At 48.6% G+C, this 25,509-nt stretch carries 24 protein-coding genes and 1 pseudogene; 7 read left to right on the top strand and 18 right to left on the bottom strand.

Translation table 11 applies throughout. The features are described 5' to 3' along the window. Positions 1–8 precede the first annotated feature (8 nt). From slmA to rpmH, 6 genes are all read right to left on the bottom strand, one after another. On the bottom strand, positions 9–584 hold the full coding sequence (slmA, locus tag NAI64_RS07735; RefSeq protein WP_269299331.1) for a nucleoid occlusion factor SlmA: 576 nt from the start codon (positions 582–584) through the stop codon (positions 9–11). Between the two features lie 21 nt (positions 585–605). Continuing rightward, entirely contained in the window at positions 606–1,355 is a 750-nt protein-coding gene (locus NAI64_RS07730; RefSeq protein WP_269299330.1) for an HAD-IA family hydrolase, read from the bottom strand. 45 nt (positions 1,356–1,400) lie between these two features. Continuing rightward, entirely contained in the window at positions 1,401–3,077 is a 1,677-nt protein-coding gene (gene yidC / locus NAI64_RS07725) for a membrane protein insertase YidC (RefSeq protein ID WP_269299329.1), read from the bottom strand. Positions 3,078–3,087: 10 nt separating this feature from the next. Continuing rightward, a complete protein-coding gene (gene yidD / locus NAI64_RS07720; RefSeq protein ID WP_269299381.1) occupies positions 3,088–3,363 on the bottom strand; it encodes a membrane protein insertion efficiency factor YidD in 276 nt (91 codons plus the stop codon). Further along, complete coding sequence (locus NAI64_RS07715) at positions 3,363–3,671, bottom strand: ribonuclease P protein component (protein ID WP_407946924.1); 309 nt, start codon at positions 3,669–3,671, stop codon at positions 3,363–3,365. The genes yidD and NAI64_RS07715 overlap by 1 nt, the downstream gene beginning before the upstream one ends. A gap of 91 nt (positions 3,672–3,762) precedes the next feature. Continuing rightward, complete coding sequence (gene rpmH / locus NAI64_RS07710) at positions 3,763–3,897, bottom strand: 50S ribosomal protein L34 (RefSeq protein WP_269299327.1); 135 nt, start codon at positions 3,895–3,897, stop codon at positions 3,763–3,765. Between the two features lie 358 nt (positions 3,898–4,255). Between rpmH and dnaA the strand changes: the two genes are divergently transcribed. From dnaA to gyrB, 3 genes are all read left to right on the top strand, one after another. Further along, a complete protein-coding gene (dnaA, locus tag NAI64_RS07705; RefSeq protein WP_269299326.1) occupies positions 4,256–5,638 on the top strand; it encodes a chromosomal replication initiator protein DnaA in 1,383 nt (460 codons plus the stop codon). Positions 5,639–5,690: 52 nt separating this feature from the next. Next, on the top strand, positions 5,691–6,797 hold the full coding sequence (dnaN, locus tag NAI64_RS07700) for a DNA polymerase III subunit beta (RefSeq protein ID WP_269299324.1): 1,107 nt from the start codon (positions 5,691–5,693) through the stop codon (positions 6,795–6,797). 111 nt (positions 6,798–6,908) lie between these two features. After that, entirely contained in the window at positions 6,909–9,401 is a 2,493-nt protein-coding gene (gene gyrB / locus NAI64_RS07695) for a DNA topoisomerase (ATP-hydrolyzing) subunit B (RefSeq protein WP_269299322.1), read from the top strand. 208 nt (positions 9,402–9,609) lie between these two features. On the opposite strand, the gene NAI64_RS07690 is transcribed toward gyrB, so the two are convergent. Together NAI64_RS07690 and NAI64_RS07685 are read right to left on the bottom strand one after the other, a co-directional pair. After that, a complete protein-coding gene (locus NAI64_RS07690) occupies positions 9,610–10,071 on the bottom strand; it encodes a hypothetical protein (RefSeq protein ID WP_269299320.1) in 462 nt (153 codons plus the stop codon). Continuing rightward, entirely contained in the window at positions 10,031–11,854 is a 1,824-nt protein-coding gene (locus tag NAI64_RS07685; RefSeq protein WP_269299318.1) for an aminopeptidase P family protein, read from the bottom strand. The genes NAI64_RS07690 and NAI64_RS07685 overlap by 41 nt, the downstream gene beginning before the upstream one ends. A gap of 153 nt (positions 11,855–12,007) precedes the next feature. Between NAI64_RS07685 and NAI64_RS07680 the strand changes: the two genes are divergently transcribed. Continuing rightward, positions 12,008–12,574 (top strand): hypoxanthine-guanine phosphoribosyltransferase, encoded by a 567-nt coding sequence (locus NAI64_RS07680; protein WP_269299316.1) that lies wholly within the window; start codon positions 12,008–12,010, stop codon positions 12,572–12,574. A gap of 22 nt (positions 12,575–12,596) precedes the next feature. On the opposite strand, the gene NAI64_RS07675 is transcribed toward NAI64_RS07680, so the two are convergent. From NAI64_RS07675 to mnmG, 4 genes are all read right to left on the bottom strand, one after another. After that, complete coding sequence (locus NAI64_RS07675; RefSeq protein WP_269299314.1) at positions 12,597–13,481, bottom strand: ParB/RepB/Spo0J family partition protein; 885 nt, start codon at positions 13,479–13,481, stop codon at positions 12,597–12,599. Positions 13,482–13,507: 26 nt separating this feature from the next. Then, positions 13,508–14,281 carry a ParA family protein gene (locus NAI64_RS07670; RefSeq protein ID WP_269299312.1) on the bottom strand — a complete coding sequence of 258 codons (774 nt, stop codon included), beginning with the start codon at positions 14,279–14,281 and terminating at the stop codon, positions 13,508–13,510. Positions 14,282–14,288: 7 nt separating this feature from the next. Then, positions 14,289–14,876 carry a 16S rRNA (guanine(527)-N(7))-methyltransferase RsmG gene (rsmG, locus tag NAI64_RS07665; protein WP_331282620.1) on the bottom strand — a complete coding sequence of 196 codons (588 nt, stop codon included), beginning with the start codon at positions 14,874–14,876 and terminating at the stop codon, positions 14,289–14,291. A 99-nt stretch (positions 14,877–14,975) separates the two neighbouring features. Next, the gene (gene mnmG / locus NAI64_RS07660; RefSeq protein WP_269299309.1) at positions 14,976–16,898 is read right to left on the bottom strand and encodes a tRNA uridine-5-carboxymethylaminomethyl(34) synthesis enzyme MnmG; all 1,923 of its coding nucleotides are present in this window, start codon (positions 16,896–16,898) and stop codon (positions 14,976–14,978) included. A gap of 472 nt (positions 16,899–17,370) precedes the next feature. Here mnmG and NAI64_RS07655 point away from each other — a divergent pair. After that, positions 17,371–18,654 (top strand): annotated as a pseudogene (locus NAI64_RS07655) (malic enzyme-like NAD(P)-binding protein); the annotation flags it as partial. A gap of 58 nt (positions 18,655–18,712) precedes the next feature. Here NAI64_RS07655 and pyrC read toward each other — a convergent pair. Continuing rightward, positions 18,713–19,759: a dihydroorotase gene (gene pyrC, locus NAI64_RS07650; RefSeq protein WP_269299307.1), complete on the bottom strand. Its 1,047-nt coding sequence runs from the start codon at positions 19,757–19,759 to the stop codon at positions 18,713–18,715. Between pyrC and NAI64_RS07645 the strand changes: the two genes are divergently transcribed. Beyond that, positions 19,739–20,422, top strand: coding sequence for a cob(I)yrinic acid a,c-diamide adenosyltransferase (locus NAI64_RS07645; RefSeq protein ID WP_331282619.1), 684 nt, complete (start codon positions 19,739–19,741; stop codon positions 20,420–20,422). The genes pyrC and NAI64_RS07645 overlap by 21 nt on opposite strands. On the opposite strand, the gene folE2 is transcribed toward NAI64_RS07645, so the two are convergent. From folE2 to NAI64_RS07620, 5 genes are all read right to left on the bottom strand, one after another. After that, on the bottom strand, positions 20,386–21,195 hold the full coding sequence (gene folE2 / locus NAI64_RS07640) for a GTP cyclohydrolase FolE2 (protein WP_269299305.1): 810 nt from the start codon (positions 21,193–21,195) through the stop codon (positions 20,386–20,388). The genes NAI64_RS07645 and folE2 overlap by 37 nt on opposite strands. Positions 21,196–21,318: 123 nt before the next feature. Beyond that, positions 21,319–23,181, bottom strand: coding sequence for a 1-deoxy-D-xylulose-5-phosphate synthase (dxs, locus tag NAI64_RS07635; RefSeq protein ID WP_269299303.1), 1,863 nt, complete (start codon positions 23,179–23,181; stop codon positions 21,319–21,321). Positions 23,182–23,184: 3 nt separating this feature from the next. Further along, a complete protein-coding gene (locus tag NAI64_RS07630; protein WP_269299301.1) occupies positions 23,185–24,072 on the bottom strand; it encodes a polyprenyl synthetase family protein in 888 nt (295 codons plus the stop codon). Next, a complete protein-coding gene (locus tag NAI64_RS07625) occupies positions 24,065–24,319 on the bottom strand; it encodes an exodeoxyribonuclease VII small subunit (RefSeq protein ID WP_269299300.1) in 255 nt (84 codons plus the stop codon). Before NAI64_RS07625 ends, NAI64_RS07630 begins: the two co-directional genes overlap by 8 nt. Continuing rightward, positions 24,309–24,665, bottom strand: a complete 357-nt coding sequence (locus NAI64_RS07620; protein WP_269299389.1) for a hypothetical protein — start codon at positions 24,663–24,665, stop codon at positions 24,309–24,311. The genes NAI64_RS07625 and NAI64_RS07620 overlap by 11 nt, the downstream gene beginning before the upstream one ends. Between NAI64_RS07620 and NAI64_RS07615 the strand changes: the two genes are divergently transcribed. Next, entirely contained in the window at positions 24,565–25,506 is a 942-nt protein-coding gene (locus NAI64_RS07615) for a DMT family transporter (protein WP_407946921.1), read from the top strand. The two genes, NAI64_RS07620 and NAI64_RS07615, sit on opposite strands and share 101 nt — an antisense overlap. The last annotated feature ends 3 nt before the right edge of the window (positions 25,507–25,509 follow it).

Here is a 25,509-nt window from a genome sequence, read left to right as displayed (position 1 = left end):
CGGCAGCATCATGCCAGAATATAATTGATCTGGGCCTGCATGCCATCCGTCGGTTTTTCCTTGAATTGCGTTTTGACAAACCGGAACAATTTGCCGATGACATAACTCATGATCAGGTTGCTTTTGAGCTGTGCCATATCCTCCCTGCACTGTCCTTGCGTCGCCGCCAAACGCAAACATTGCCGCAACGTCAACTCCACCCTGTCGAAAAACTGGTTCATACGCAGCTGCAGCCTGCCATCTTCATTGACCAGTGCATCGCCGATCATTACGCGCGTCATACCCGGATTGCGTTCTGCAAAATTCAGCAACAGCATGGAAACAGACTGTGTCTGCAACAGTCCGTTTTCTTCCTTTTCGCAAATCTGGTTGATGACGCCGAACACACTCGATTCGATAAACTCGATCAATCCCTCGAACATCTGTGCCTTGCTTGCGAAATGCCGGTACAGGGCGGCTTCGGAAATGGAAAGATGCCGTGCCAGCGCAGCCGTCGTTATTTTTTCTCCACGCGGTTGTTCAAGCATCTGAGCCAGTGCCTGTAGTATTTGCAGTTTTCTTTCTCCGGATTTGGTTGTACCCATAATTGACGACATCTATAAAAATTAACGAAAACGCCCTACATAATGCATCAGGTTCCGGACCGATGGTATTTTCATATCCACATATACCGGCCGGGCGATCTGTTTTTTTCTGGAAGGACGCGGATACGCATGTTCAGAATAATGATCGGTATTCAGGTATCTCGTTACCAGTACCGTTTGCATTCCTGCCGTTTTGGCCACTTTCAGAATATGGATGTTGTCATCGACCAACACACAGTCGTCTGACCGGACTTTGAGCATGGCAAACAACTTCCTGAAAAACCTTGCAGACGGCTTTGGGCTGATACGTCCGAATACACGCATCCGCTCGATAGCGATATGTCCAGAAAAACAGTGATGCAATTTCAACTGTTTCAGAATCGCTTGCGAATAACGGTACGCCGAGTTTGTCAGCAACACCTTTTTACCTGGCAATTTCCGCAAAAGGACCTGCAAGCCCCTTTCAGCATCGACCAGTGCTGACAGATCATCGAACCGGTGTGCCGCTTCCAGAAAATCCTTTGCCCTGCGATCCAGAACCCGACTGATACCCAGCAAAGTCGCGCCGAAACGTTTCCAGTATTCGACACGCAAGGCATTGGCCTGTATGTCGGACAGTACTGAACCGTCGGCATTCGTTACATGCCCCCTCAGATACGCATTCATGTTCGCACTGATTTTCGGAAAAATGGCGTGCGACGCATTATGCAAGGTATTGTCCAGATCGAACAGCCAGATCATGCCTCGTCCATTGAAGTCGTTCTTGCACATAAAAAAGCCCATGCATGCACGGGCTTTTCGGGGAAATTCCGGAAATCAGGCCGCTTTCTTGGTCGGCGCCTTTCCATACCGTTTATTGATCCAGTACTGCTGTGCTATCGACAACAGGTTGTTGACCAGCCAGTACAACACCAGACCCGACGGGAAAAAGAAGAACGTGATCGAGAAAACGATCGGCAGGAACATCATCAGTTTCGCCTGCAACGGATCCGGTGGCGGCGGGCTCATTTTCTGCATGAGGAACATGGAACCGGCCATGACCACCGGCAAAATGAAATACGGATCCGGCGCGGCCAGATTCTGGATCCAGCCAAGCCAAGGCGCATTTCTGATCTCGACACTGGCCAGCAGTACCCAGTACAGCGAGATGAAGACAGGAATCTGGACGACGACCGGCAGACATCCCCCCAGCGGATTGATCTTTTCCGCCTTGTACAAGGCCATCAGTTCCTGATTCATGCGCTGTTTGTCATCCTTGTATCTTTCACGCAATTGCTGGATTCTCGGCGTGAATTGCTTCATTCTGGCCATGCTCTTGTAGCTTGCTGCGGAAAGCGGCAGGAAAATGAGCTTGATCAGACAAGTGAGCAAAATAATCGTCCAACCCCAGTTGCCCACTTCCTTGTGAATATGGGTCATGAGCCAGAAAATCGGTTTGGCGATGATGGTCAGCCAGCCATAGTCCTTGACCAGTTCCAGTCCGGGCGCAGTCTGTTCCAGAATGACCGATTCCTGGGGACCGACATAAAGCCGTGTATCATTGCTTGCGGAAGCCTTCGGTGCGAGCATGCCCAGCGGGACGACCGTACCGATCGCATACAGATCCTCACCGACCTTCTTGGTATAGTTTTCGCGCTTGACCTGGTCGCCCGGAATAAAGGCCGAAACGAAGTAATGCTGCACCATGGCGATCCAGCCATTATCGGTGTCGGTAGCATGGCTTGCGCCCCGGGTTTCGGTAATATCGTCAAACTTGAGTTTCTGGAATTTGTCTTCCTCGGTATAAACCGCCGGTCCGGTAAATGTACTGATGAACCGCGACTGGCCTTCCGGTTTGCTGCTGTCCCTGAGCAACTGGAAATACAGGGAAGCATCGATCGGTTCGCTACCCAGATTCGTGACCTTCTGGTCGATATCCACAATATAACTGCCACGTTTGAACGTGTATGTCTTGGTCAGACGAACACCGTTCTGTTCCGCATCCATGACCAGTTTGAGCTCGTTTTCCCCTTCGGCAAGCGAGCGTTTTCCGGGCCGGATCGTAAACCGCGTGGCATGATTGGGATAAGCGCCCCCGGTCAACCCCGTCTGTGCCAGATAAACCCGCGGAGGCGCCATATCGAAGAGCACCATATCCTTTTCGGGATCGACCGTATCCGGATAATGCAGCAGTTCCAGATACTGGAATACACCGCCATCCGACGTCACTCTGGCTTTCAGGACATCTGTCGTGATGGTAACCAGCTCCGCTTGTTTTTCCTGTACGGTTTTTGCGGTTTCGGCAGCAGCGGCTACCGGTGTGGCCGTTTCGTTTTCAGCGGGCACGGCTGTTTCTATCGGCACTTCAGGCAAGCCGGCATTCGAATCGGTTTTTTTGGCTTCGTGCTGGAAAATCATAGACGTGCCGCCACGATACACTTGCCAGTTATCCCAAAGCATAAACAGCGCTATCGCCAGAATCAGCAATAACGTAGTACGTTTTTTGGTGTCCATAATCTACTTTTCAAATGTTTTTGCCGTCACCCCCGGACGGCGCGCCACAACCGGATTTTTTTTCGGGTACCGGATCGAAACCGCCTGGATGAAAAGGATGGCACTTGCATAAACGTATCAACGTCAGCAGGCTTCCCTTCAAACAGCCATGCACGGAAATCGCTTTCAGTGCGTACTGCGAACAGGTCGGATAGAAACGACAATTTTGCCCCAGATACGGGCTGATACACAACTGATATCCCCGGATTAAAACGATCAACAACCATTCTAAAGGAGATTTTTTCATCATCGTTTTTTCGGATTGGTTCCGTGCGAAGTCATCAGGCGGCCCAGTTCCTCGTGAAGCATGCGCTTCAATCCGGTACCTGTCGCCGGACCGTTTCGCGTATTGACCGGAGAAGTCATGCGGATGATGCAATCCCTTGCCGGCAGCCGCATACGACGAAACACTTCACGACATATTCTTCTGACCGTATTGCGCGTCACCGCACGCGGTGCAAAACGCTTGGCGACGACAATCCCCAAACGGGCATACCCCAGCTCGTTGGCACGTGCATAAAACACAAAATGTTCGGTCCGTGCATACGGCCGCATACGAAAAACGGATGAAAAATCATCCGTTTTGTTGATGCGCCGATCGGAAGAAAATCCTGTATTCACACAATCAGCTTGATGTCATGCCGGTTTACACCGTCAGGCGCTTGCGGCCTTTTGCACGACGTGCATTCAGGACTGCACGGCCATTCTTGGTTGCCATGCGGGCACGGAAACCGTGGGTGCGTTTACGACGCACGACTGAAGGTTGATAAGTACGTTTCATGATGGTCTCGCTAATCAGCAAAAAATTTCAGAATATGATGTTTTTCCGCCATGGTCAGGCTGGCCAGCCGGTCTGGCAACCGCATTAACCACAACAAAACATCAAGTTATGCGCAAAGAATCAATGATTAGACCGTAGTTTGCCCTATTCTGTCAATATGAAACTGTATTGGTTCACCGAAATCGGCCAAAATTCAGACATATCCTGTGGATAACTCGACTGATTCAAGGTAAAATAGACCTTCGCAAGGAACTTTATCCGCTTCTTCGGACTTCTTCAGATCATATCATTATCTACTCGTTTGTTTTAGGCGTCACTGTCGGCAACCAGTGATCGGCAAGGTTTTATTTATAGCAATATGGAAAACTTCTGGCAGAACTGTCTGGCGCAACTGGAACTGGAATTGACACCCCAGCAATACAGTGCATGGATCAAACCGCTCGTTCCGATAGAATACGACGGCAATATCTTGCGTATAGCAGCTCCCAATCGTTTCAAGCTGGACTGGGTCAAAACCCAGTATGCCGACAGAATCACCGCACTGGCATCCCAGTTCCTGGATGCTTCCGTAGAAGTCCAGTTCATCCTGAATCCCCGTTCCCGCACGACATCTCCCGCACAGGCTCCATCCCCTGCGCGAAAAGCGCCTGTACAGGCAGCCGGAGGTCTCCAATCGGAAACTGAACACAAATTGCAGATGGCAGAAACACCGGTTCGGGAACAGAGCCGGATCAATGCCGACATGACGTTCGACAGTTTCGTCACCGGCAAGGCCAACCAGCTTGCCAGGGCGGCTGCAATACAGGTCGCCAACAATCCCGGCGTTTCCTACAATCCGCTTTATCTCTTCGGCGGCGTCGGACTCGGGAAAACCCATCTGATTCATGCTATCGGCAATCAGGTTTTGCACGACATGCCTTCGGCACGGATCCGCTATATCCATGCCGAACAATATGTCCGCGACGTCGTCACCGCTTACCAGCGCAAGGGCTTCGACGATTTCAAGCGATACTATCATTCACTGGATATGCTGCTGATAGACGATATCCAGTTTTTTTCCGGAAAGAGCCGGACACAGGAAGAATTCTTTTATGCTTTCGAGGCACTGATCGCCGCGAAAAAACAGATCATCATCACCAGCGATACCTACCCGAAAGAAATTTCCGGCATGGATGACCGGTTGACATCCCGGTTTGATTCCGGTCTGACCGTCGCGATCGAACCACCGGAACTTGAGATGCGAGTAGCCATTCTCATCAAAAAAGCCGGACAGGAGGGTATCCGGCTTTCGGATGATGTGGCCTTTTTCGTCGCGAAGCATTTGCGCTCCAACGTACGCGAACTGGAAGGCGCCTTGCGCAAGATCCTCGCTTACTCCCGCTTCCATGGCCGCGATATCACGATTGAACTGACAAAAGAAGCCCTGAAAGATCTGCTTTCTGTCCAGAACCGGCAGATTTCGGTGGAAAACATCCAGAAAACGGTAGCCGACTTCTTCCGCATCAAGGTGGCGGACATGTATTCCAAAAGACGTCCCGCCAATATCGCCAGACCGCGCCAGATCGCCATGTACCTGACAAAGGAACTCACGCAAAAGAGCCTTCCGGAAATCGGCGAGCTGTTCGGCGGACGCGATCATACAACGGTTTTGCATGCCGTTCGCAAAATCGCCCAGGACAGACAGAAAAATCCCGAATGCAATCACGAATTGCACGTGCTGGAACAAACGCTGAAAGGTTGACCCACCATTGAATCATCCGGAATCCATGTAACCATTTTTCAAGGAAAAGCATATGCAACTGGTAAAAACCGGCAGAGACAATCTTCTTCGCCCCTTGCAGACTGTCAGCGGTATTGTGGAACGCAGGCACACCTTGCCGATTCTGGCCAATATTCTGATACGCAAGGAAGGTGACGCCGTTTCGTTTCTTTCGACCGATACGGAAATCCAGATCGTGACCCATGCCGATATCGGCGCACCTGGCGAAGATGCGACGACGACTGTCGCGGCACGCAAGCTCCTCGACATTTTGCGTGCACTGCCCGATTCTTCCGACATTGTCATATCGCTCAACGACAAACGTCTCGTCGTATCTTCGGGAAAATCCCGTTTCTCCCTGCAAACATTGCCTGCAGACGATTTTCCGACGGTTTCTCAACCGATCGAATATGAAACTTCCGTCACGTTGCCGCAAAAAGCCCTGAAAAATCTTCTGGGCATGGTTTATTTCGCCATGGCCCAGCAAGATATCCGTTACTATCTGAACGGTTTGCTCCTGCAAGTGGACGGCAACACCATCAAGGCTGTCGCCACCGATGGCCACCGGCTGGCTTTCTGCCAGATGGCAACCGATCAGACATTCCCGAAAAACGATGTCATCATCCCCCGGAAAACCATTCTCGAACTGCAACGCTTGCTTGAGGATTCCGAAGATCCGGTCAGAATCGATTTTTCAGGTGCACAAGTCCGTTTCGTTTTCGGTGATGTCGAACTGATTTCCAAACTGGTCGAAGGCAAGTTCCCCGACTATACACGCGTCATTCCGAAGGGATACAAAAACCGCTTCACCGTTTCGCGTGAACAATTGCAAAAAGCCTTGCAACGAGCCGCCATCATGACGAGCGACAAATTCAAGGGAATCCGCTGCATTCTGGCACCCGGAAGCATCAAGATCAGTTCGACAAACGCCGATCAGGAAGAAGCCGTCGAGGAAATCGAACTCGACTATACCGGCGACAATATCGACATCGGTTTCAACGTCACCTATCTGCTTGATGTACTGGGGAACCTGAAAAACGATGAAATCGGTATCGAACTGGGCGATGCCAATTCGTCGGCCCTTGTTTCCATTCCGGACAATACCGACTTCAAATATGTCGTTATGCCGATGCGTATTTAACCATACCGTAACCTGATTTGCCGGATTTTGCCGGCAAATCAGGACGCAACCCACTTTGTGTCGCCCATATCCGGGCAACACGCCTCCCGGTGTTTTAAGGAAAACCGTTCCATGTCGAAAAATACACAAAACGATGCTCAGCAACATGAAAATGCCTATGGCGAATCTTCCATCCAGATACTGGAAGGACTCGAAGCGGTCAGAAAACGCCCTGGCATGTACATAGGCGATACCTCGGACGGTACGGGGCTACATCATCTCGTTTTCGAGGTTCTGGACAATTCCATCGACGAAGCGCTGGCCGGGTACTGTACCGAAATCCATGTCACGTTGCATACCGACAATTCCGTTTCTGTCGTCGATAACGGCCGTGGCGTTCCGACAGGCATCAAATTCGACGACAAGAACACGCCGAAGCGCAGTGCAGCCGAAATCGTCATGACCGAATTGCATGCCGGCGGCAAATTCGACCAGAATTCCTACAAGGTATCCGGAGGTCTGCATGGTGTCGGCGTTTCCTGCGTCAATGCCTTGTCCACGACATTGAAACTGACGATCTGGCGCGACGGCAAGGAACATTACATGGATTTCAGCCATGGACATCCCCAGAATTCAACGACAGAAATCATCAATGGCATCGAATGTTCTCCTATCAAGGTCGTCGGCAAATCCGACCGACAGGGAACACGTGTCCAGTTCTGGCCGGACGCCACCATCTTTTCGACTGTCGAATTCCAGTACGAAGTACTGGCACGAAGAATCCGGGAACTTTCATTCCTGAACAACGGCGTACATATCCGCCTGACAGACCAGCGCACCGGAAAAGACGAAGTCTTCGCCTACGAAGGCGGTACGCGCGGTTTCGTGGAATACATCAATCGCGGCAAAAGCGTATTGCATCCGACTATTTTCCAGGCAACCGGCGAACGGATTTCCGAACTGAATACCCCCATTTACGTCGATATTTCGATGCAATGGAACGATTCGTACAATGAACAGGTACTTTGCTTTACCAACAATATTCCGCAACGTGATGGCGGCACCCATTTGACCGGTCTTCGTGCAGCCATGACACGTGTCATCAACCGCTATATCGAGGAAAACGAACTGGCGAAAAAAGCCAAGGTGGATGTGACCGGAGACGATATGCGTGAAGGTCTGACATGTGTCCTGTCCGTGAAGGTACCCGAACCGAAATTCAGTTCACAGACCAAGGACAAACTTGTTTCATCCGAAGTAAGAGGTCCCGTTGAGGAAATCATTACCAAGACCCTGACAGATTTCCTTCAGGAAAAACCTAACGACGCGAAAATCATTTGTTCCAAAATCGTGGAAGCCGCACGCGCACGTGAAGCAGCGCGAAAGGCACGCGAACTGACCCGACGCAAAGGCGTGCTCGACGGTCTGGGATTGTCGGCAAAACTGGCAGATTGTCAGGAAAAGGATCCGGCGCTTTGCGAACTGTATCTGGTTGAAGGTGATTCGGCCGGTGGCTCGGCCAAACAGGGACGAGACCGGCGCTTCCAGGCGATTCTTCCTTTGCGTGGCAAGGTATTGAACGTCGAAAAATCACGATACGAAAAAATGCTTTCCTCCGAGCAGATCACAACACTGATCGCCACACTGGGAACCAGTATCGGTCCGGATGAATTCAACATCGACAAACTGCGTTATCACCGTATCATCATCATGACCGATGCCGATGTGGACGGCGCGCATATCCGTACCCTTCTGCTGACACTCTTTTACCGGCAGATGCCCCAGCTTGTCGAAAGAGGTTATGTATATATCGCCCAGCCGCCACTGTACAAGATCAAGAACGGCAAGGATGAACGCTATCTGAAAGACGATCTGGAAGAAGCCAACCATATGATGTCCATCGCCTTGCAAGGCGCATCCCTGATACCGGACGACAATACGACACCGATAAGCGGCGAACAGCTCAAAACCATGGCTGAGCAGCATACCGTCGCATACAACATCATCCAGCGTCTCTCCAGGCTGATCGACATGGATATCCTTGCTGCCATCATGAATGGGGCGAAATTGCGTCTGAATACACCGGAAGAAGCCGAAAAATCGGCTGAAGAGCTGCGCAAGGCTATCAATAATCCTTCCGTTTCCGTTTCTGTCGAAAAAGACGCCAATGACGTCTGTTCTCTCGTCGTCAAAAAAACCCTGTACGGTAACACGCATGTCACCGTACTCGATACCGATTTCGTTTACGGGAACGACTACCGTATTCTGGAAAAGACCGCGACGTCATTTATCAATCTCATCGGATCCGGAGCCCTTATCCGCCGTGGCGAAGGCGACAGGATGAAACAGCAGGCTGTCAAGAATTTTCATGAAGCCATGCAATGGCTGAGAAACGAGGCTGAACGAGGCGTCAACAAACAGCGGTACAAAGGTCTGGGAGAAATGAATCCGGAACAGCTTTGGGAAACCACCATGGATCCGAGCATGCGCCGACTTTTGCGGGTCAAGATCGAGGATGCGATCGCTGCAGACCAGATTTTCACGACCCTGATGGGAGACAATGTCGAACCAAGACGGGCGTTCATCGAAAGTCACGCCTTGCTGGCAGGTAATATCGATGTCTGATTACCACCTTTTTTTCATGACAAAAGCTGTTTTACATGTAGTAAAACAGCTTTTTTGTTCCACCGTTATTCACGACGATATGCCGCAAACAGGTTCATTCGTCTGCCCTGCATATCTTTCCCTTAAAGAAGGTGCACGGATATGAAAACGGCACGATACCCGTCAACACCAAAGTGACATCCCGAAAACGCTCTTCGCAGGCTTTTTGTCAGTCATTGCCGGCAGACATTCCGGATGGAACCGTACAAACACATTTTGGACGGTTCATGTCACCATCATCGAAAATCAACGTCGTTCCGGAAGGACAATCCCTGTCGGTCAATTCAGCCGTCACACGACTTGCCGGTGCTTCTTCGATAATCAATGAGGAAGTACTTACTACCGTTACATTCTCGGGCGGATTCATCATTGTACCGACTGAATATACCTGCGCCATGGCTGCACCCGACATTCCCAATGCTGCCAACATAATGACTGGTTGAATTTTTTTCATATACATTACCCCGCTGAATATTAGTTGTTCGTTTTTTCGCCACGATTGATACTTGTATCTGACCGGAACAAATCCTGCCGGTTTCACTATTTCTTCTTTTTCCTGCATGTACATGCGCCCGGTCAAACTGTATTTTTCAAAGCGGCTTCGTTCTTTCTGCCAGCCAATCCCTGACATGCCCGGAAACCAGAGGCATCAGACTTTCGCGCACGCGATCGTGATAACGATTCAACCAGACTATTTCTTCCTCCGTCAACAATGACTTGTCGATACATCGTGTATCGATCGGACACAAAGTCAATGTTTCAAAGCTCAGAAACTTGCCGAATTCTGTATTCTGAAACACCTGGTTGACGACCAGATTTTCCAGTCGTATTCCCCATTTGCCTTCGCGATACAGTCCGGGTTCAATGGAGGTGACCATTCCCTCTTCCATCGCCGTTTGAGGTTCCGGACGGGCATGCCAGGAAATTCCCTGCGGACCTTCATGCACGTTAAGGAAATAACCCACACCATGACCGGTTCCATGACCGTAATCCAGCCCGCAACACCATAATGGCTTTCTGGCGATACTATCAAGCATTGCAGCCGGAATACCGCGAGGAAATCCCGTTTCCGACAAAGCGATCAATCCTTTGAGTACCCGGGTAAAATCTTCTTTTTGCGCCTGTTCCGGTTTACCCACCGCAATCACACGGGTCATATCGGTCGTACCGCCCGGATACTGGCCTCCCGTATCAATAAGCAACAGGCCATTTCCTTCGATAACTGCATGCGTCTCTCTTGTGGCCTGATAATGCGGCAACGCTGCATTGGCATTGAATCCTGCAATCGTACCGAAACTGGGCGAGATATATCCGGGGCGGGCCTGCCTGAACGACTCGATTTTTTCAGAAATCGTCCATTCCGTAATCGTTCCGTTTCCCCCGTGTGTCATTTCGGCATCGAACCACGCCTGAAATTCGCAAAACGCAGCTCCGTCTTCCCGCATTGTCCGGCGAATATGCTCGACTTCGACCGGTGTTTTTCTTGATTTCAGCAATATCGACGGGTTGACTGCCTCGATCCGTTTTATACCGGTATCAAGTATTTCACTCAGGGCATAAGATGTTCTGCGCGGATCATAAAGCAGTGACGTTTTCGTCGGCAAGTTTGCCAGTACACCGGAAACAGCATCATAGGGTTTTATTTCCACGCCGTCTTTTTCAAGCGCTTCATACAGAGGAACCGGTATTTTTGTCCTGTCCGTCATCAGCACGACACGGCTCTCCCCTATCAGCAAATAGGAAAGAAATACAGGGTTGTATGCAATGTCATTGCCTCTCAGATTCAATATCCAGGCAATATCGTCCAGAGATGATATGAAATGCCATTTCGCGCCGATTTTTTTCATCTCGGAACGGAGCAACGCGATTTTTTCATTGCGGGAACGCCCGGTATATTCAAACGAATGTTCGAAAACCGCTCCATCGGGCATAGCGGGTCTGTCTTTCCAGACATCCGGGACAGGATCGATATCCGTCCTGAACAACAGGTTGGCGCCTTCCAGTTTTTCTGCAAGCATATGCCCCTGTTCCATTGAAATCAGATAACCGTCAATAGCAACGCAGCTGCCAGCGGAAAAGTTATCCACTATCCAGTCCACATACGATAATACGCTTTTGCCGCTTTCTATTCTGCACATATCGATTCCTGTGCCTTCAAGCTGTCGTTCCGCTTGTGTCCAGTAACGACTGTCCACCCACAGGGAGGCCTTGTGCATACCGACTACCAGTATTCCGGCAGAACCCGTAAATCCGGAAAACCATTTCCGGGTACACCAGTGATCGGGGGGATATTCCGACAAATGCGGATCGGAACCCGGAATAATCAGTACGTCAATAGCATTTTTCTGCATTGCCTTGCGCAAACTGTCCAGGCGTTCATGAATATCGTTGTACCGTTTCCCACTGTTGTTCATGATATTCTTTAATGATGATGGAGATGATCCGGATTTTAACCAATATCGGCACACTCTTGACAACAGTGTCACAAGATCATTTTCCTATTGTCAAAATCGAAAACTCTGGCATATAGTCATAGCATCCCTACTGACCCACAATCCCGATACATCATGGCCGAATCAATCAATGAAAAAGCCCGGACTATTTTGAAAAATTCAGAAAGAATTTATTCTCCTGAACAAATCCGGCAAACCATTATCGACCTGGCATCTGAACTGAACCGGGATTTCGGCTCACCCGAACAACCTCCCCCGCTTGTCCTGAGCATTATGGGAGGTGCCGCAGTCTTTACCGGGCATTTGTTGCCACATCTGGATTTTCCGCTTGAATTCGACTATATCAACGTTTCACGCTATGGAAACGAAGAATACGGCGGAGAACTTATCTGGAAGGTGATTCCACGACAAAACGTCATCAACAGGATAGTCATTGTGCTGGACGATATTCTCGACGAAGGACAAACGCTGCTGCATGTCCGTGAAAAACTGCTTGATATGGGGGCGGCGAAAGTGGTTCTTGTCGTACTTGCGGAAAAAAACACAGGTGTCGTCAAACCTGTCAAGGCAGACTACGTCGGTCTGACAGTCCCAAGCCAGTACGTCATTGGATTCGGAATGGACGCAGAAGGTTTCTGGCGTAATCTGCCTGATATCAGAATATTGAAAAATAAATTATAACCTGTTGTTTTAAATAATAAAATCAGGATGACAAACGAATTTTCCGAATAAGACCGTCCAATACATCCAGATCCGAAAAATCAATAACGAGCTGTCCGCTTCCTCTGGCATTGAGTTTGAAGCTGACCTTTGTCGCCAGCATATCCGAAAGTTCTTCTTCAAGCTGGACAAGATCGGCGGATTTTTCCTTTACGGTTTTTCTGGGAACATTCCTGTCATTCAATTCCTGCGAGACCAGTTTTTCCGCCTCACGTACCGACATTCTTTTGGAAACGATCTGGGTGGCCAGCGTAATCTGTTTCGCGCCATCCACCGCAAGCAAGGCTCTTGCATGTCCCATATCGATGTCACCAGCCACCAGCATTGTCTGAACCGGGCGAGTCAGATTCAGCAAACGTAAAAGGTTTGTCACAGCACTTCTCGAGCGTCCGACTGCGGAAGCCGCCTGTTCATGCGTAAAATTGAAATCTGTAATCAGTCGGTGAATGCCTTGTGCTTCTTCGAGTGGATTGAGGTCTTCTCGTTGTATGTTTTCGATCAGCGCCATCGCAGCTGCTGTCTGATCATCCACATTTTTCACGATAGCGGGAATTTCCTGCAAACCGGCTATTTTGGCAGCACGGAAACGGCGCTCTCCGGCAATGATTTCATAAACCTTGCCGTCAGTATCTCCGTCGGCAGGACGAACGAGAATCGGTTGCATGACCCCCTGTTCACGTATGGACTGTGCCAGTTCGTTCAGTGCACCTTCATCCATTCGCGTCCGTGGCTGGTATTTTCCAGCCCTGAGTCTGGATATCGGCAAGGAAGATGGAGAAGATTCGACAGAAAAATCAGGTGTCGATCCGAGTAGCACTTCCAGTCCTCTACCCAAACCTTTTTTCCGCTTTGATGCTGTTTCACTCATTTTGTCTGAAATTTGTTATAAAACGATTAACGTTGCCGCTGAAGCCAATCCAGCATTTCTTTAGCGAAATTCGTATATGCCTGTGCGCCACGTGACGATGAATCGAAATCGATTCCCGGCAAACCGTAAGATGGCGCTTCCGCCAACCTGACATTGCGGGGAATGACTGTCTTGAATACCTTGTCTCCGAAATGTCTTTCCAGTTGTTCGGAAACATGCTGCGACAATGTCGCCCTTTTATCGAACATAACTCTCAACAGGCCTATGATTTTCAGATTCCTGTTCAGATTGGCATGTACATGCCGGATGGTATTTACCAGATCGGATAAACCTTCCAATGCATAATATTCGCATTGCATCGGAATGATTACGCCATCGGCCGAACAAAAAGCATTCAAGGTAAGAAGCGATAAAGCCGGTGGACAATCGATCAATATGAAATCATATTCATCCCTGACAGAATCCAGTGCGGATTTCAGGCGACCTTCACGATTTTCAATATCGACCATTTCGACTTCAGCCCCGGACAATTCCCTGTTGGCAGGCAACACCATATAATGATCTGTCGATGACTTCCTGCAAACCGATGCAATATCGGACAATCCAAGCAATACTTCATAAACGGATACATCCAGTTCCGTTTTCTGGATACCGCTACCCATCGTTGCATTGCCTTGAGGATCGAGATCGACAAGGAGAACCTTTTGATCCAGTCTTGCCAGACCTGCAGCAAGATTGACCGCCGTGGTGGTTTTTCCGACCCCCCCTTTTTGATTGGCAATACAAAATACAGTAGCCATAGGATATTTACCCACAGTTATCGATTATGACTGATTCCGGTCCTATCACAATCAAGTGCCTTTGTGCATCGAGTGACGGAACATTCAATACATCTATCCGCTCAACCTTCCATCCTGAAGGTAGATTACTGATTTCGTCTGAGGGAATCAATCCCTTCATTGCATAAAATCTGCCATTTCTATCCAGCAAATGTCCAGAAAGCCCGACAAAATCAGGCAGACTTGAAAATGCTCTGGAAATGATAGCGTCGAATTTTTTTTCGACCTGCAATTTTTCCACCCGTCCCGTATGAACCGTCACATTGTCAAGTCCCAGTTCAATACGTGCCTGATTGAGAAAAGCTGTTTTTTTCTGGACAATATCGACCATGGAAACATGTTTTTCCGGATAGACAATCGCCAGTACCAGTCCCGGTAAACCGCCACCTGAACCGACATCCAGAATATTTCGGCTTTTTACAAGAAAAGGAACGACTGAAAGTGAATCCAGTACATGATGCGTCAACATGTCACCCGGATTCTTGAGAGCAGTCAGGTTATAGGTCGCATTCCACTTATGCAGCAGATAAATATAGTCGACCAGTTTTTCCAGCATTTCATCCGCCAGAAAAACTTTCATATTTTCTGCACCGGATTTCAATCTTTCTTCAATATCGGTCCGATCGACTTTTTCTGTTTCTTTTCTACGCATCGGTCAATCTGTATCCGTTTCCGCAAAACTGATGACACCTCTTTTTTTGAGATATATCAGCAACAATGAAATCGCCGCCGGAGTCACTCCGGAAATACGGGATGCCTGTCCCAGTGTTTCCGGTTTTTGCTTATCCAGTTTCTGACGCACTTCAAAAGACAAGGCCCCTACTTCGGAATAGTTCATATCGGCAGGCAAACGCAAGTTTTCATAATATTGCTGCCTTTTCACTTCGCGAACCTGTCTTTCAATATATCCCGCGTACTTGATCTGAATTTCGACCTGTTCCTTAACCCTGGAATCCAGTATTTCTTCTGTACGCCAGTTTTTTCCGTCAACTGACGTCAGACTGGCCAGATTGTCGTAACTAACATCCGGACGCCTGAGTAAATCAGCAAGAGAATATTCCCTTTCTATTTCCTTGCCGATCACTCTTCTGGATTCTTCGAGCGACAACATATAAGGATGAATCCAGGTCGATTTCAAACGTTCTATTTCCCTGGAAATTTTTTCCCTTTTTTTTTCGAAAGCATTCCATTGTTCCTGACTGACACATCCCAGCTTATAACCGGTCTCTGTCAAACGCATATCCGCATTATCTTCACGCAGACTCAATCTGTATTCCGCCCGACTGGTGAACATCCGGTAGGGTTCATTGACACCTTGAGTGATCAGATCATCCACCATCACACCAAGATATGCTTCGCTTCTTTTCGGAATCCAGGCTTCCTCACCGGATACATAACGTGCCGCATTGATCCCGGCAAGCAGGCCCTGCGCAGCCGCTTCTTCATAACCGGTTGTTCCATTGATCTGTCCGGCAAAGAAAAGCCCTCTGATCTGGCGTGTTTCCAGAGAAGATTTCAGGCATCTCGGATCATAAAAATCATATTCGATTGCGTATCCCGGCCTCAGAATATGCGCATGTTCCAACCCCGGGATCGATTGCACCAGTTTGATTTGGATATCGAAAGGTAAACTCGTCGAAATACCGTTCGGATAATATTCATTAGTCTTCAAGCCTTCCGGTTCCAGAAAAATCTGATGCGAATTTTTATCGGAAAAACGGTGTATCTTATCCTCGATAGATGGGCAATAACGTGGTCCAATACCTTCTATTACACCCGTGAACAAGGGACTCCTGTCCAGACCGGAACGAATAATATCGTGTGTTTCTATATTGGTATGCGTTATCCAGCACGGCAATTGCCGCGGATGCATCGATACATCCCCTCTTAATGAAAACACAGGAACCGGATCGAAATCACCCAACTGTTTTTTCATCACGGAAAAATCAATTGTCTTTCCATCTATCCGTGGCGGCGTTCCTGTTTTCAAGCGGCCTTGTGGTAATCCCAATTCCTTGAGACACTTCGATAAAGCCAGCGCCGGCACATCTCCTGAACGTCCACCCGGATAACTGTCGAGACCGACAAATATTTTTCCATCCAGAAAAGTACCTGCTGTCAACACAACCGCCGATGAACGAAATTCAACACCACCCTGCGTTTTGACACCAACTACTCTATCCTGTTCAATTACCAGATCATCGACCTGTTGCTGAAAAAGAGACAAATTCTCCTGATTTTCCAGTTCATAACGGATAACCTGTTTGTACATCACCCGATCTATCTGCGCACGAGTCGCCCTGACAGCAGGACCTTTTGAAGAATTCAACACACGAAACTGAATTCCGGCTTTATCCGCAGCCAAAGCCATAATACCGCCCAGCGCATCGATTTCACGAACCAAATGACTTTTACCAATACCACCAATAGAAGGATTGCAAGACAATTGTCCAAGTGTCTCAAAGTTATGGGTTATCAATAATGTTTTTTTTCCCATCCTTGCAGAGACCAACGCAGCTTCTGTACCGGCATGCCCCCCACCAACAACAATCACATCAAAGTTTACCGAATAAAGCATAACCCATATCAACCCAAACTGACTTCAAGATATGTTTCACGTGAAACATGTCATTTATCTGACAAACGGCTTGTATTGTAGATCGAATTCACCATGAAATGGTCTTGATACAACGAATTGATCGTAATATCCCACATTGTTGTAAAAATCATTACAATATGTGGATAACCTTGTTGATAAGTTGTGGGTCAGATGGGAACAACACCCCGTACCCCAAAGCCCAAAAAGATATACAAAATATATTCTTTACTTATCCCAAACGTTTGTTTTTTGTAACACGTTGATTTTAAATGATTTAAATTACTTGTACACAAGTTTTTTCGATATCACTATTCCTATATATATACTTGGATTACTGGTATAGAAAACACTTTTTCATCACCCAACAGACAAATTCGGATTTCACAGTGGTATCTGTTAGAATGATATGTCTGTTTATAACTTACCCTTTACATTGAAGAAGACTGAAGAAATGAGTTCTCAAGACCAAAAAAAAGAGCTGCTCAAGAAAAACGCTCTTGCTTTTCACCGTTTCCCCATTCCCGGAAAAATCAGTGTTGAACCGACCAAACAGGTCAGAGACCAGAATGAACTGGCACTTGCTTACACCCCTGGTGTAGCTTGTGCTTGCGAAGAAATCCATGCAAACCCGAAAGATGCCTACACCTATACGACCAAAGGCAATCTGGTTGCCGTTATTTCCAACGGCACGGCAGTTCTTGGGCTGGGTAACATCGGTGCCCAGGCATCCAAACCTGTCATGGAAGGTAAAGGTGTTCTCTTCAAAAAATTCGCAGGTATCAATGTTTTCGATCTGGAAATTGACGAACTGGATCCGGACAAGTTGTGTGACATCATCGCATCACTTGAACCAACATTCGGCGGTATCAATCTGGAAGACATTCGTGCTCCGGAATGCTTCTACATTGAAAGAAAACTGCGCGAAAAAATGAATATCCCGGTTTTCCATGATGACCAGCATGGAACAGCTGTCATCGTCGGCGCAGCCGTTCTGAATGCGCTGAAGATCGTCGGCAAGGATATCAAGAATTGCAAGATGGTCGTTTCCGGCGCCGGTGCCGGTGCACTGGGTTGTCTTGAATTGCTGGTCGACCTGGGATTCCCTGTCAAGAATATCTGGGTCACCGACATCAAGGGTGTTGTCTACAAAGGCCGCAAGGAACTGATGGACCCGGACAAGGAAATCTACGCACAGGATACTTCCGCCCGTACGCTGATGGATGTCATCCCGGATGCTGATATTTTCCTGGGTTTGTCTGCAGGTAATGTTCTGAAACCAGAAATGCTGTTGAAGATGGCAAAAAATCCGATCATCTTTGCAATGGCCAACCCGATTCCTGAAATTCTGCCGGAAGTCGCTCATGCTACCCGTGATGACGCTATCGTCGGTACAGGTCGTTCCGATTATCCAAACCAGATCAACAATTCCATGTGCTTCCCGTATCTGTTCAGAGGTGCTCTGGATTGCCGTGCAAAAACGATCAATCGTGAAATGGAACTGGCTGCAGTACGTGCTATCGCCAGCCTGGCAGAAATGGAATGTCCTCCGGAAATCGAAGCGATGTATGGCAAGAAATATACTTTCGGTCGTGACTACCTGTTGCCGTTCCAGTTCGATCCGCGCCTGTTGTGGACGGTTGCTCCGGCAGTTGCACAGGCAGCGATGGATTCTGGTGTAGCGCAGGAACCGATTACCGATATGGAAGCCTATCGTCAGAAACTGAAAGATTTCGTGAAATAATCGTTTTCAGCAATAAAAAAGCCGTGCATAGCACGGCTTTTTTATTTTAGTTTCACTTCAGTTTCCAGTGGATGGATTCACCGGCCATCAGGGGAATGACCTTTTCATGACCGAATGGCAATTCATCGGGAATCTTCCATTCTTCCTTAACCAGTGTGATTTTGTTTCTGTTAACTGGCAAATTGTAGAATTTCGGTCCGTTGATACTGGTAAACCACTCCAGTTTTTCCAGTTCACCGACTTCTTCAAAGGCTTGTACGTACAGTTCGATAGCATGCGAAGCGGTATAACATCCCGCACAGCCGCAAGCGTTTTCTTTTGCGCCTTTGGCATGTGGTGCAGAATCGGTTCCGGCGAAGAAACGTGAATTTTTGTGTGTGACGGCTTTCAGCAATGCCTGACGGTTTTCTTCACGTTTCAAGATCGGCAGGCAATAGTAATGTGGGCGGATACCGCCGACGAACAAACTGTTGCGGTTGAACAGCAAGTGATGAGGAGTGACGGTTGCGCCGATATAGCCATCTGCTTCCGTTACATATTCCGCTGCCGCTTTCGTGGTAATGTGTTCGAAGACGATTTTCAGATCGGGAAGTTTTTTACGGAGCGGAATGAGTACCTTGTCGATGAAAACAGCTTCCCTGTCGAAAATATCGATGGAAGGATCGGTTACTTCACCATGCATCAAAAGGGGGATTCCCTGTTTCTGCATTTCTTCCAATGTTGGGATACAGCGATCCAGAGAAGTGACACCAGCATCCGAATTTGTCGTCGCACCAGCGGGATAAAGTTTGACGCCATGGACGATACCGCTTTCCTTGGCTTTTCTGATTTCTTCGGGAGGGGTATTGTCTGTGAGATACAGTGTCATCAATGGTTCGAAATTCGTGTTGCCAGGCAATGCATCCAGTATCCGTTTACGATATTGTTGCGCCGCTTCCGTTGTCGTGACAGGAGGACGCAAGTTGGGCATGATGATGGCCCGTCTGAATTGTTTTGCCGCTTGTGAAGCGGTGGATTGCAGGACATCGCCGTCCCGTAAATGAAGGTGCCAGTCGTCAGGCTGGATGATAGATAGCGTTTGAATATTGGATTGGGGCATGATAGAACTCTCTTTTTCCATATATCCTTTTATTTTATTTTAATTGTTCCTTTCCATTCAGAATTTTTTGCCGGAATAACCAGTATGGGAAATCGTATATCGAAGGTCGTTACCAGAACAGGAGATGCGGGAGAAACAGGACTTGCGAACGGACGACGTGTCGGAAAGGACTGTTTGCGGATACATGCCATCGGTGAAGTTGATGAACTCAATTCGATGATTGGTCTGGTCGTTTGCAAAAGCCTTTGTGAAGAAGTGAAGACGCAATTGCAGCAGGTGCAAAACGATTTGTTCGGACTGGGAGGAGAATTGGCAGGAAGCGGAAATATATTGCTGGGGAAAAATCAGGTTTTACGTATAGAAAACGCTGTCTTGTATTTCAACAGGGACTTGTCGCCGTTAAAAGAATTCGTATTGCCGGGTGGATCGGAAGAAGCATCCCTGCTTCATTTGGCCAGAAGCATATGCCGACGCGCGGAACGCAGTGTCGTTGCTTTGGGAAAAGAAGAAAACATATCACCTGTCCCGGTGCAATATCTGAACAGGTTGTCGGATCTGCTGTTTGTCATGGCACGGTTGGCCAACAAACTGGCCAACCATCCTGACGTTTTCTGGAAAAAAGACGATTATTCCGATCGCTTGTCGAATTCGATACAAGCGTAAGCGGAATGATTGTGGATTGATTCGAAGTTTTCCGCTTCCAGTGTATAGGCAACGATTCGGTCGTCCCTGTTCAGCACACAAGCGACATCACGTACAAGATCCTCGACGAATTTCGGATTGTCATAAGCATGTTCGGTAACATATTTTTCGTCAGGCCGTTTCAGAAGACCGAACAGTTCACAGGATGCCTGTGCCTCGATATTTCGGATCAATTCCTCGACAGGAAGTTCTCCGTCCAAAACTGCGTTGACGGTAATGTGTGAGCGCTGGTTGTGGGCACCATAGGAAGATATTTCCTTGGAACAGGGACAAAGGCTTGTTACCGGAACGACAACTTTCTGCGTGATTTCGACGTCGCCGTTTTTGATTTCTCCCTTGAAACCGACTTCATAATCCATCAGGCTTTTTACCCCGGATACCGGGGCGGTTTTCGTCATGAAAAAGGGAAAAGACAATTCAATGCAGCCGGATTCCGCGTCCAGAAGTGTCAGCATGTCACGGATAAGCCGGGTGAAGACTTCAACGTTCAAAGGACCGGATTCGGAACCCGTGAATTCTTCCAGCAATGCAATGAAACGGGACATATGTGTGCCTTTTTTCTGGTCAGGCAAACGGACATACATGTTCCATGTTCCGACAGAAGGCTGGATACCATTGCTGGTCTGGATCATAAGGGGATGACGAACGCCTTTTACGCCGACTTTCTGTATGGCAATGTGTCTGGTATCCAGAGTACTTTGAACATCCGGAATAGAGAGAATGTCAGAATTCATTTTGGTAGCCGATGTACTGGTTATAGTCGTATGGATGTTTGAGCAGTCATCCCAGTTACATTCAAAAGAGTGAGAATCTCTAAAATTCATGTTAAACCTTAAGAAGCCGCCTGTACCGGAAAATCACAAGACCTGACCGGGATCCTGAAATTGTCCGAAGCGTTTTTGAATTGACGTAATAATGCCATTTTTATCAAGTTTGTGCATGGCAAGCAATTGACCGACATCGCCGTGATCGATGAATTTATCGGGCAATCCCAGCAAAAGAACAGGTGTCGTTATTCCCTCTTCCGAGAGGGTTTCCATGACAGCGGAGCCGGCTCCACCGCAAATGGTTCCTTCTTCGACAGTGACCAGAGCACGGTGCGATTTGGCCATTTCAAGAATCAGGCAATGATCGACCGGTTTGACGAAACGCATATTGACGACTGTGGCGTCGATCGCCTCCCCGGCCGCGAGAGCCGGTTTGACCATGGTACCGAAGGCGAGAATAGCGATATGTTTGCCTTCCCGGATAATTTGACCTTTTCCGATCGGTAATGCCGGCAAATTTTTTTCGATGACGCTTCCGGGTCCCGTACCCCGTGGATACCTGACTGCTGCAGGCCCATTGTACAGGAAAGCTGTCTTGAGCATCCGGTACGATTCGTTTTCATCGCAAGGCGCCATGATAACCATATTCGGAATGCATCTCAAATAAGCCATATCGTAATTGCCTGCGTGGGTTGCACCATCTGCGCCGACGAGGCCCGAGCGATCCAGTGCGAATGTCACATCAAGGTTTTGCAGGGCGACATCGTGAATGAGCTGGTCATAGGCTCTTTGCAAAAATGTGGAATAGATAGCGACAACGGGCTTGAATCCTTCACAAGCCAGACCGGCAGCGAATGTCACTGCATGTTGTTCCGCTATTCCGACATCGAAAAAGCGGTCTGGAAAATCTTTTGCAAACCGGACCATGCCAGAACCTTCTTTCATGGCGGGTGTAATGCCGATCAGTTTTTCATCGACAGTTGCCGTATCGCACAGCCAGTTTCCGAAAATTTCGGCATAAGTCGGTTTCGTCGCTGGAGCTGGTTTGATGCCTTCTTCCGGACTGAATCTTCCCAGACCATGATAGAGGACAGGATCGGCTTCGGCCAGTTTGTAGCCATGTCCTTTTTTGGTCACGATATGCAAGAACTGCGGACCTGTCCGTTTTTTCAGATTTTCCAGTGTCGGAATGAGTGTTCCCAGATCATGGCCATCGATCGGGCCGACGTAATTGAAACCGAATTCTTCAAACAGGGTTGCCGGTGCGATCAGGCCTTTGGCATGTTCCTCAAACCGTTTCGCGATTTCCAGCATCGGACCGCACAGGACTGTTTTTCCGACATTTTTCGCGGTGGCATAGAATTTTCCCGACATCAACCGGGCGAAGTAGTGATTCAGGGCACCAACAGGTGGCGATATCGACATATCATTGTCGTTGAGGATGACAAGCAGTTTGATATCGTCATAGATGCCGACATTATTCATGGCTTCAAAGGCCATTCCGCCTGTGATGGCACCGTCACCGATGACAGCGATCGATGTGAAATTTTCTTTTTTCAGTTTTGCTGCCAATGCCATGCCAAGTGCGGCTGAAATGGATGTCGAGGAATGAGCCGTTCCGAAAGCATCGTATGGACTTTCATCCCGTTTTGGAAAACCGGAAATGCCGCCGGATTGCCGCAATGTCCGCATTTGCTCTCTTCGCCCGGTCAGAATTTTGTGCGCATAGCTCTGGTGACCGACATCCCAGATCAGACGGTCATTGGGTGTATCGAATACGTAATGCAGCGCGATAGCCAGTTCCACGGTACCCAGATTGGACGAGAGATGCCCGCCTGTTTTTGCGACAGACTGAATGATGTATTCGCGCAGTTCGGCAGCCAGTTCTTCAAGATCGGAATATTTCAGTTTTCGAAGATCTGCCGGGCTGTTGATGGTATCGAGCAAAGTCATTATTTATTTTTTCCGCTTTACGATCAGGTCCGCGAGTTCCCGTAAATAATCTGCTTTTTTTCCGAATGGCGCCAATGATTCATGTGCCTGACACCGTAATTGTTCTGCCAGTTTTTCAGAAGGCTCCAGTCCGAGCAGGGAAACGTAGGTTGGCTTGTGATCGGCAAAATCCTTTCCCGCAGTTTTTCCGAGGACGGACGAATCGGCGGTAACGTCCAGAATATCGTCAACGACCTGAAAAGCCAGACCGATCGCTTCTGCATAAAGCTTCAGTGCCTGTTCTTCTTTTTCTGTCGGTTTCCTTGCGCAAAAAGCACCGAGCATGACGGAAGCCTTGAGGATGGCACCGGTTTTCAGTCGATGCATCTGTTCCAGTTGTGTCATGGACAATTTTTTCCCGACACTGTCCAGATCGATGGCTTGTCCGCCACACATTCCCATGGAACCGGATGCGTCGGACAAAATGCACAATCTTTTTATGGCCAGTTCCGCCTTGTCGTCCGTTTCCGACAAAACGATGAAAGCCTGTGCCTGCAAGGCGTCACCGGCCAGCAGTGCGGTCGCTTCTCCAAACCGGACATGAACTGTTGGTTTTCCGCGTCTCAAAACGTCGTTGTCCATGCATGGCATATCGTCATGAATCAACGAATAGGCGTGGATCATTTCGACTGCAGAAGCGACTCTTGCCATGATATCCGGTTGTGCGCCGAACAGCGTGCCTGTCGCAAATACCAGCAAGGGACGGATTCTTTTTCCGCCATCCAGGACGGCATAGCGCATTGCCTGATGCAATTTGACGGGAATCAGCTCTTCAGAAGGCAAAAGCTCATCCAGCGTTTTTTCGATGGTGTTTTGCACCGACTGCATCCAGTTCGCGAAAGATTCAGTCATTGTCGTTTCCGTTCCGGTCTTCCGGAGAAAAGGGTTTCAAAAGTTCACCGTCGAGAACCCTGACCTGTTGTTCGGCCTTGTCCAGCCGGGCGGTACAGTACCTGATCAGTTCGACGCCTCTTTTATATGCGTCAATCGACAATTCCAGAGAAAGTTCCCCCGCTTCCAGTTTGGTTACCAGCTCGTCCAGTTCCGACATGGCATCTTCGAATGAGGCCGGCGTTTTGTTGAAATCATCATTTGACATAGAAAACAGACACCTGCAAGGATTCCGATAAAGAAGGTGTAAAATTCAATAAAAATAAGAAGTTGTTGTCTGACCTGAATCTGTCATTATACGCCATGCGCTCTTCGGGCATGGTTTTTTGGTGATCTGATTCAGGGTTCTTTTTTTTGTTCTGTTCAGAAACGAAATACAGGCAGATTTTTTTCACTGCCGGATAATGTTTTTCGGCAGTTGGATGAATGCCGACAGTTTGACGGGTTTTATCTATGCAATCTCTCTGGATGCTTTTTGCGACATTTCTGTTTTCACTGATGGGAGTTTGCGTGAAACTGGTGTCCGATGAATATTCAACACCCGAGATCGTCATGTACAGAAGTCTGGTCGGCGCCATTTTTCTGGGATGTCTGGTAGCCGTCAGGGGAGGGTCTCTCAAAACGGCTTATCCATTCCAGCATTTGTGGCGCGGTGTCGTCGGAGCGACGGCATTCGGACTCTGGTTTTTCTCGTTCAGGGGGTTGCCGCTGGCGACAGCCATGACGCTCAATTATATGTCGCCGATATGGATTGCCGGAATTTTGTTTGCCATGGGGTTGTATCACGGCAAGGTCCGTTTCGAATGGAAGCTGGTTTGTGCCATCGTCGCGAGCTTCATCGGTGTTGTCCTGCTTTTGCAACCTACGATTCATGCCGACCAGTTGCAATCCGGGATGATTGCGCTTGTTTCCGGTGTATTGGCGGCGCTGGCTTATCTTCAGGTCCGGCATCTGGGCAATCTGGGTGAGCCGGAATATCGTGTTGTATTTTATTTTTGCATAATCGGTACGGTAGGTGGTGCACTGGTTTCGATGGCGTGTGCCCGCTTGCCCGGAAGCGACGGTATCGCTTTCCATAGCCACAGTATCCGCGGAATCGTCCTGTTGACGCTGATCGGTGTTTTCGCTGCTGTCGGACAGATGGCCATGACCCGTGCCTACCATCTTGGCAAGACACTGGTAACGGCCAATCTGCAATATTCGGGTATCGTGTTTTCCAGCATATGGGGCATTCTCATATGGCAGGATTTTCTCGGTTGGATAGGATGGCTCGGCATGATCGTCATTATCGGCAGTGGCGTTTCCACGACATTTTTCGATGTACGCCACAAAATGGCGTCCACCATGAAAACATACGAAAAAGCCAAAAAGATGCTGGAGCAGAAAACCGGCTGACGA

The sequence above is a fragment of the Oxalobacter paeniformigenes genome, from assembly GCF_027158465.1.
Lineage (GTDB): Bacteria > Pseudomonadota > Gammaproteobacteria > Burkholderiales > Burkholderiaceae_D > Oxalobacter > Oxalobacter paeniformigenes.
Note: the sequence above shows the minus strand (reverse complement) of the source record. Positions and strands in the feature narration are given on the sequence as shown.